The organism is Bradyrhizobium sp. MI1.3 (genome assembly GCF_055811695.1).
Genome location: NZ_JBVVPQ010000082.1, coordinates 4,560 through 11,557, shown reverse-complemented (window position 1 = coordinate 11,557; position 6,998 = coordinate 4,560). Strand labels below are relative to the sequence as shown.

Here is a 6,998-nt window from a genome sequence, read left to right as displayed (position 1 = left end):
CCCCCAAAATTCCAAAAACCCCCACCCCCCTTCCCCCCCCCCCCCAAAACCACCTTAAACCCCCCACCACCCCACCACCCCCCGCCCCCCCCGGGCCCCCCCCCGCGCCCCCCCCCGGCCCGCCATGGCCGGCCGTCGCGCAGTCCGCGCACGGACACCGGCGAGACGTTTGTCCCCTGAGCGCGTGCGGTCGGGACTATTTGACGCTGACGAACATGCCCCAGGCGCCGGCCAGCGCGGCGCCGGAAAAGACGATCAGCGGATTGTCGCAGAACGCACTGCCATAGGTGCACATGGTGACGCCGAACGAGCCGATCTCGTGATGGCTCGCGGAGTAGAACAGTCCGGACAGCACCAGCAACGCGGCGGCGACGACATACATCGACGATCTCTCCGAGCTATCCCCGTTGCGTTTGTCGCAAGGGACGTGTCCCAGCATGGCGCCAACCCGTTGCGTCCTGCCGAATCCGCCCTGCCGCATTTGAACTAAAGTCGATCTTTCCCGCGCAATACTGTCGTCGTCAGCTGCGATCCCTGCGCAATCGGGACGTGTGATCGGAACCGGAACATCTGCGCGGGAACTCCTGGACGCGCTCTTGATTAATGAGCAGGAACAGTTGGACCAACTGAGGGGAGTGGCCCATGGGAGCCGAGCGGATGCACCCTCCGCGGTACTGGCGGATGCGGGCGGAAGAATTCCGCACCAAGGCGGACAATTGCGAATATCCCGAGACGCGGGACGTGCTGCGCAAGGTGGCGCAAAATTACGACGAGCTGGCCCGCCGCGCTGCGCGCATCTGCACGCTCGAGAGCCTGGACGAACTGCGGCGGGGGGGGGGCCCGCCAACACCAAGCCGGCTTGATCGTTCAGGACAAGCCCGCTTGATCGTTCAGGACGAAGCCGACGACCAGCACGCGCGATCATGGGGCGTCTAGGCCCTCGCTTCCATGAGAAGCGCCCCCTGCGTGATTGGAACGAATGTCCACTTTGGTACTTAGGAACTCAGTCCTCCAACGAGGAATGAGATGAGCAGTGAACAGCAAGCAGGCCCGGCAACGAGGCCGGATCATTACAAGCCGAGGCCGGCTTGCCCCAAATGCGAGAGGGATACGCGCTGCCTGACTTCGATCTTCGATGTGAGGCGCGATTGCTCGATCCTGATCTATCGGTGCGACGCGTGCCGGGAGGACGTCTGGATCTGAGCGAGCGCCGTCGTCGGCGCATCTCCGGGACGCCCATCGCGGATCTCATAGCAGCGTCGCATAGCAACTTCGCCTGTTTCGCTCGCTTGTCGCCTGCATCGACCACGCAGGCGAGACAGCTTACGACCATGCAATCACGCGACCCGTTGTTGAAGAAGTGGACAGCGGAAGAGCACGAGCGGCTGAAGGCGTTGGCCGACGCCGGCTCGCGGCCGGACGAGATCGCCGGCGAGCTTGGTCGCAGCGAAGCCGCCGTGAGAGTGCGCGCCTGGCAGCACGGCATCGCGTTGCGCCTCGCCACGCAGAAGCGCGGACCTGAAGACCGGCTGGGTCGAAAGCCCGCAGGCGGGCATCCCGCCGTATGTTCACTTCTGAACGGTCCTCAATCGTCTCTCGGCGTACTCTGCGAATGGGCAGCAACACGGGAGCTTGTCATGCTCACCCGCGAGGAATTCGAGGCGGATCTCGACCGGCAGAAATTGCACCAGCTCGATGCAAGCCGGGCGACCCGACAATTGCTGTGCCGTTCTCGGGAGCAGATTGCGGCATCGATCTCACTGCTTCAGCAAAACGTTCCTAAGATCTGGCACCCTGAACCTCCAGAACGATAGAAACCTCCTGCTCTGTCCCGCGTTTTGCGCGCATGACGGATCAAGACACCACGCAGCGGCCGATTTGTGCTGCGTGCAACAGACCCATGACATTCATCGACGCGGTGGCTTCACCGGATGGCGCGATCGCCATCTTCCGGTGCTCCCAGTGCAACAAGCTGTCCTGGGAGACGCCCAGGCGAAACCGAAACCAAAACCAAAACCGAAACTGAGGCGTCAAAAAGAAACGGCCCCAGCCCGGGGGGCGAGCTGAGGCCGTGGGGGGCGCCGGTCGTGCATCCGGACCGACGCGCGAATAACTTTCTGATCCCAAAAGCTGTTCCTATTCAGGCGACCATGGATATGGTGCGCCGCGACGAAACACGCCTGAAACGGTGCTGAAACCAGATTGTCTCGAACGCCCCGCCCGTTGCGCCCGACCAACCAAGCGAAAAGGAGATCATCATGATCCAGGTCGGTATCCACGCCGGTATCCAGGTCGGTTCGAAGGAAGAAGTCGCGTTTTTGCTGGCGCTGTTCGGCACCCACACCCAGCCGGTGAAGCGGCCGGCGAAATCGCGGCAGGCGTGAGGCGCTGATCCCATGCCAGGTTTGGCCGAATGCCAGAGCCTCTTGCGGCTTCTGATCGCAAGGGGCGATCCGAAGGCCATCCCGCTCGCGACAGGCGCGATCGACCAATACCTGAACACGGCGCCGGTCTGCATGCGCGGCCGCGGCCTGCGCGTGCTCCAGCGCGACGCGCTCGACCAGCATGGCACTGCGGTCGGCGTGCAGCGCTCGTTCGCCGAAACGGTGGATGCCTATATCGTCGGGAAGCTTGCGGAGGAGTGAGGGGGCCGCGTCATTTCGCCCTGTCGCTTCGCTCCCTGACGAAAAACCGGGCGTGAGCGCGGCAAGCTGCTGCCGCGCCGCGCTGGCAGAGGGACGTCGGAGTTCCCGGAACCTATTGATTCCAACAGATTTTTTCGCTGCCCCGGAAACCCTTTGTCCGCTTCGGACCTATTACGGGCAAAGGATGCTGCAATGCCCCGATATTATTTCGACCTGCGCGACGACACCGGTGTAGCGCTCGACGAGGAAGGGCTTGAGCTGGCCAGCTCGCGCGCCGTTCAGGCAGAGGCCGCCAAGTCGGTCGCGGACATGGCGCGCGACGCCATCGTTTCCGCGCCTGCCGCGGGCGGCAGGCAGTCGATGGCGATCGACGTTCGCGATGCCAGGGGTCCCGTGATGCAGGTCAATTTCTCGTTCGCGATCGAGACCTTCAGGACGCCCTCGACATCACGCGATCATTGACGCGTGAGAACTCCCGGCGGGGATGACTCGGGCTCGAGCACGGCGATCTTGCGGCCGAGCTGCCAGACCTCGACCTTGCCGTGCCGCGTGAACTGCTGCGCGAAGGTGAGGGCGATCGCATCCGACGCGGCCTCGAACGCTTCGGCGGAGCGGAAGACGCCGTTGTCGCCGACGAGATAAGCGCGATATTGCTGGGTCATGTCGGTGCCCTCAGCCCGGGCGATTGCAGCCAGGCGGCAATATGCATGGCGGTCTCGTCCTGCCGCGCCTGGCGCAGCAGCATCTCGCGGCGGCGCCCCGGCGCGAGCGTGCGCGCCTCCTCGCGAAGCCGCGCGGCCTCCGCGGCGAGCCGTTCGTCGAGTGTCGTGGTCTGCTTGAAACGTCGGCGTGTCGGCATGCACGTCTCCCTCGTTCGTCCGGGGCGGGAGCGCTGGTTGGGCGTTCTCATCACCGGCAGATGCCAATTGCCTTGCGGTGATGGATAAAGCTTACGCCCCTCGTCTGAGGCGGCGACATATCATATGATAGGTCGCCGGATTAAATTGCGTGAGCAGGTTCAGTGGCTTGAGCGGGTTACTCAACTTGAGGCAATGTTCACTTTTGGACAGAAGCGCATGCCGAATAAGGCCCGAATATTAGGAATCAACTGTAGCAGCGGCCAATGCGTCTTCCTTCTCGGTGCCGCGCGCAACAATCTCCAAGCTTTCGTCCGGCAGTGGCCGTTGCAGCGCCTTGGCCTCATCCCACGGCGCCCTTAGCCAAACGTCTCGCTCTTCCGCTGTGGTCAGCAGCACCGGCATTGCTTTCGGATGGATCGGCTCCACGACCGCATTCGGCGTCGTCGTAAGGAAGCCGTACACCTGATGCGGCCCGGGGATCGGCTTCGACTTGGTGCCGCGATCCCCATTGAAAATCGTCCAGATGCCGGCGAACGCAAACAGCGGTCGCGACTCCGCGAGCGCAAACCACACGATGTCTTTCTTCTTCGTCTGCGGGTTGGGCTCCGGCGCGTATTCGGCAAAGCTGTTGACCGGCACGAGACACCGATGCTCCGGCTTGAGCCACGCGCGCCAGTGCGGCGACGAGGTGTTGCGAATGTTCGTTACCGGGGGGCCGCCAGTGCGCGGCGGTGGCGGCATGCCCCAGCGCATCAGCACCATCTCTCGTTCGCCGCCCGCATCGCGAATGACAGGTGCGGGGTAATCGGGAAACACGCCGGGCATCGGAGCCAGATTGCCCTCGTAGCGACGCACGACGCGGAAGAGGTCGGCGATCGCCGCCTGATTGGTGGTGATCGAATAGAGATTGCACATGCGTGAGATTGTCCTTAGCGCTCGCCGGGCCACCAATACGACGCAGGATTAGTAGCAGAGATTTTCGTTGGCCGCAGCGCCACGAGAGCGCTCTTCTTGTAAGGATAACCTCGCACTTGCGAACAGTCCTTGCAGCGCATGTAGCGTTCGAGTTCATGCACCGGCGTTGTCTTCACACGCCGAACGATATCGAGCGCCACTGTCTGGTTGGTGTCGCATCCGAGGCAGCGCACTTCGAGGTAAAGGAAGCCAGCGTTGATGGCATCTCCAATCGTCGGCGACGGCTGCGCGGGGCCCTTGTAGCCGAGCATCCGATAATTCCACGCCTCGCAAGCAAGCTTGTCGGCCTCCTTGCGGGCCTCTTTGGCGCGCTCGGCCGATATTTTGATTTGAGTGCCGTAGAGATATTGGCGCGACTTGGTGGTCATGCGGCGATCAAAGCCATGTGCCGGCCAAGCTGGCAAATTATCGATGGGTAGTAGGCGGAAGGCTGGACGCACCACCGCCTGTCGTGGCTGTGGAAAACCCCCGCCCGCCTCAGTGTTGCGTCGGCTCCTCCTCGACCGGCTCGCCGTGTTGGTGCTCGATGGCTTCGCCAAGGTCGCGGCAGTCGAAGCGTTCGCCGCAGGTTGGGCAAATCATGAAGTGTTCTTCCTCGCTCCTGGGCTGCCAGCCCTCTGTGCGGAATTTAAATCTCATAGTGCGCCTCCGCTTCTTTTGCTGCGGCATTCACCTTAGAGCGATCTCGCCGTTCATCCGGCGAAAGCTGCAGCACCGCCTCATGCAGCCAGACCGGAATGGTTTGCGGATCATCAAGGGATTTCTCGGCCCATATCCACCATCGATCGAACGCATCCATTACAGATCCTCTCTCAGGCCCTTAAAGAAAGGATGCCGGACCTTTCCCTCCGCCGACTTGGCGCGATACTCGATTTCCGCAAGCAACTTCGGCTCGACCCAGATTCCCTTGTGCGCGATGCGCTTGGCGTAAGGCTGCGTCTTGCGAATGAGCGGCTTCAATCGTTTTTGCAGTTCTGCGGCAGATGTCTTGTCGAATCCGTGGTCGACCTTGCCGGCATAAACAAGATCATCTCCCTTATGGCGCCCAAGATAGATGCCGTCCCATTTGCCTTCGTCGAGTGCGAAGCCGGCGATGGTTAGCGTCTCTCGCTGCGCGCAAGTTGTCTTGACCCAATTGTTGCCGCGGCCGCTGTTGTAGGTGCTGTCGCGAACCTTGGAGACCACGCCCTCCAGCCCGATCTTGCACGCGTGCGCGAACATCTTGCGTCCTTCGATCTCGAAGCTCTCACTCAGATGCACGTCGGTGCCGGAGATAATCTTCTTCAGTTCGGCCTTGCGCTGAAACAGCGGCAGGCCGCGAAGGTCTCGCCCATTGAGATAAAGCAGGTCGAATGCGACCAGCATGATCTTGGACGATGTGCCCTTCAGCTCGTTCTGAAGGACGGAAAAATCGGTGCTGCCATCGGCAGCAGGGACCACAACCTCGCCGTCGATGATCGCCGATCCCGCCTTGATGTGCCAGGCGTCATCGGCGACTTTCTTGAAGCGTTTGGTCCAGTCGTGGCCGCGACGGGTGTAGACGGTGACGGCCTCGTTGGCCAAATGAAGCTGCACCCGGTAGCCGTCGAATTTGATTTCGTGAATCCATCGCGCTCCGGATGGCACGCGGTCCACCGCCGATGCCAAGGCCGGTTCGACGAAGCCGGGGAAGGGCGCTTTCACCCCGATCGTCCCCGGCCTACGCTGACGCTGCAACGCCACTGACAAACTCCACGCAACGAACACGTTGATTCGAATCTTTGTGGCCGGATTCGTTCCGCTGGTCGGGGCGGCCCTGAGGGGCGCAAGGAACCGTTTGAATCCTCTCGCGTCTTATACATGCATGGAGGTGCAACATGGCTAAGGCGAAGAAGCAGACACCCCGCGGTCGCAAGCAGGACCGCGCGCGCGTGGCGGGCGGACAGAAATACGAAGTCAGCTACGAAGCGAAGAAGACCGGCCGCTCGGCCTCCGCCGTCAAGAAGGCTGTCAAGAAGGTCGGCAGCAGCCGGAAGAAGGTCGAGCGCAAGCTGGGGGGTCGCTAAAGATAGGGATAACCTCGCATCGAAGCACGCAGCGGTTGCGAACCATCGATAGACGGTTTAAACGTAAGTCATTGGTAACCGTTTCTTTCCTCGAACGACCTCCTAGACGGCGATTTGTCAGGAGCCGAGCGATTGGCGCGATAGCGCGCCAGCCGCAAAGCTCCAACTGCCAGAAGATCGGTCTGTGACCATCGGTTGGCGCCGCAAATCGACGGAGGGTCCAATGCCTGCGGTGCATAAGAGACAGAGCCAGGCTAAGGATCATTACGACGGAGCCGGGCGAGGCCGGGGACGGCCGGCCAGTAGCCTCTGTTCTCGGTTTGTTCTCCTGTTGGGGGCTGCCGTGGGCTTCACCGTTCGGGTAACGCTTGCATATCCGGCGGTAGCATGTCAGGTGCCGAGCGATTGGCGCGATAGCGCGCCAGCCGCAAAGCTCCAACTGCCAGAAGATCGGTCTGTGACCATCGGTTGGC

At 62.0% G+C, this 6,998-nt stretch carries 13 protein-coding genes; 6 read left to right on the top strand and 7 right to left on the bottom strand.

Translation table 11 applies throughout. The features are described 5' to 3' along the window. Positions 1–196: 196 nt before the first annotated feature. Positions 197–382, bottom strand: a complete 186-nt coding sequence (locus tag AC0L3A_RS34740) for a hypothetical protein (RefSeq protein WP_473256073.1) — start codon at positions 380–382, stop codon at positions 197–199. Between the two features lie 275 nt (positions 383–657). Here AC0L3A_RS34740 and AC0L3A_RS34735 point away from each other — a divergent pair, with 275 nt between their 5' ends. The 5 genes from AC0L3A_RS34735 to AC0L3A_RS34715 all read left to right on the top strand — a co-directional run bounded on the left by AC0L3A_RS34735 (position 658) and on the right by AC0L3A_RS34715 (position 3,107). Continuing rightward, on the top strand, positions 658–936 hold the full coding sequence (locus tag AC0L3A_RS34735; RefSeq protein ID WP_473256072.1) for a hypothetical protein: 279 nt from the start codon (positions 658–660) through the stop codon (positions 934–936). Positions 937–1,331: 395 nt separating this feature from the next. Next, the gene (locus AC0L3A_RS34730; protein WP_473256071.1) at positions 1,332–1,814 is read left to right on the top strand and encodes an SANT/Myb-like DNA-binding domain-containing protein; all 483 of its coding nucleotides are present in this window, start codon (positions 1,332–1,334) and stop codon (positions 1,812–1,814) included. 444 nt (positions 1,815–2,258) lie between these two features. Continuing rightward, the gene (locus tag AC0L3A_RS34725; protein ID WP_473256070.1) at positions 2,259–2,384 is read left to right on the top strand and encodes a hypothetical protein; all 126 of its coding nucleotides are present in this window, start codon (positions 2,259–2,261) and stop codon (positions 2,382–2,384) included. Between the two features lie 12 nt (positions 2,385–2,396). Continuing rightward, positions 2,397–2,645, top strand: coding sequence for a hypothetical protein (locus AC0L3A_RS34720; RefSeq protein WP_085350655.1), 249 nt, complete (start codon positions 2,397–2,399; stop codon positions 2,643–2,645). A gap of 192 nt (positions 2,646–2,837) precedes the next feature. After that, positions 2,838–3,107 (top strand): DUF6894 family protein, encoded by a 270-nt coding sequence (locus AC0L3A_RS34715; RefSeq protein ID WP_007601531.1) that lies wholly within the window; start codon positions 2,838–2,840, stop codon positions 3,105–3,107. On the opposite strand, the gene AC0L3A_RS34710 is transcribed toward AC0L3A_RS34715, so the two are convergent. The 6 genes from AC0L3A_RS34710 to ligD all read right to left on the bottom strand — a co-directional run bounded on the left by AC0L3A_RS34710 (position 3,101) and on the right by ligD (position 6,202). Further along, entirely contained in the window at positions 3,101–3,307 is a 207-nt protein-coding gene (locus AC0L3A_RS34710) for a hypothetical protein (RefSeq protein WP_085361080.1), read from the bottom strand. The two genes, AC0L3A_RS34715 and AC0L3A_RS34710, sit on opposite strands and share 7 nt — an antisense overlap. Continuing rightward, positions 3,304–3,504 carry a hypothetical protein gene (locus AC0L3A_RS34705; protein ID WP_473256069.1) on the bottom strand — a complete coding sequence of 67 codons (201 nt, stop codon included), beginning with the start codon at positions 3,502–3,504 and terminating at the stop codon, positions 3,304–3,306. The genes AC0L3A_RS34710 and AC0L3A_RS34705 overlap by 4 nt, the downstream gene beginning before the upstream one ends. 238 nt (positions 3,505–3,742) lie before the next feature. Next, entirely contained in the window at positions 3,743–4,420 is a 678-nt protein-coding gene (locus AC0L3A_RS34700; protein WP_473256068.1) for an SOS response-associated peptidase, read from the bottom strand. Positions 4,421–4,434: 14 nt separating this feature from the next. Beyond that, on the bottom strand, positions 4,435–4,848 hold the full coding sequence (locus AC0L3A_RS34695; protein ID WP_473256067.1) for a hypothetical protein: 414 nt from the start codon (positions 4,846–4,848) through the stop codon (positions 4,435–4,437). A 260-nt stretch (positions 4,849–5,108) separates the two neighbouring features. Beyond that, positions 5,109–5,279: a hypothetical protein gene (locus AC0L3A_RS34690; RefSeq protein ID WP_007601541.1), complete on the bottom strand. Its 171-nt coding sequence runs from the start codon at positions 5,277–5,279 to the stop codon at positions 5,109–5,111. Beyond that, a complete protein-coding gene (gene ligD, locus AC0L3A_RS34685) occupies positions 5,279–6,202 on the bottom strand; it encodes a non-homologous end-joining DNA ligase (RefSeq protein ID WP_473256066.1) in 924 nt (307 codons plus the stop codon). The genes AC0L3A_RS34690 and ligD overlap by 1 nt, the downstream gene beginning before the upstream one ends. A gap of 134 nt (positions 6,203–6,336) precedes the next feature. Between ligD and AC0L3A_RS34680 the strand changes: the two genes are divergently transcribed. Continuing rightward, positions 6,337–6,525: a DUF3606 domain-containing protein gene (locus AC0L3A_RS34680; RefSeq protein WP_473256065.1), complete on the top strand. Its 189-nt coding sequence runs from the start codon at positions 6,337–6,339 to the stop codon at positions 6,523–6,525. Positions 6,526–6,998 lie beyond the last annotated feature (473 nt).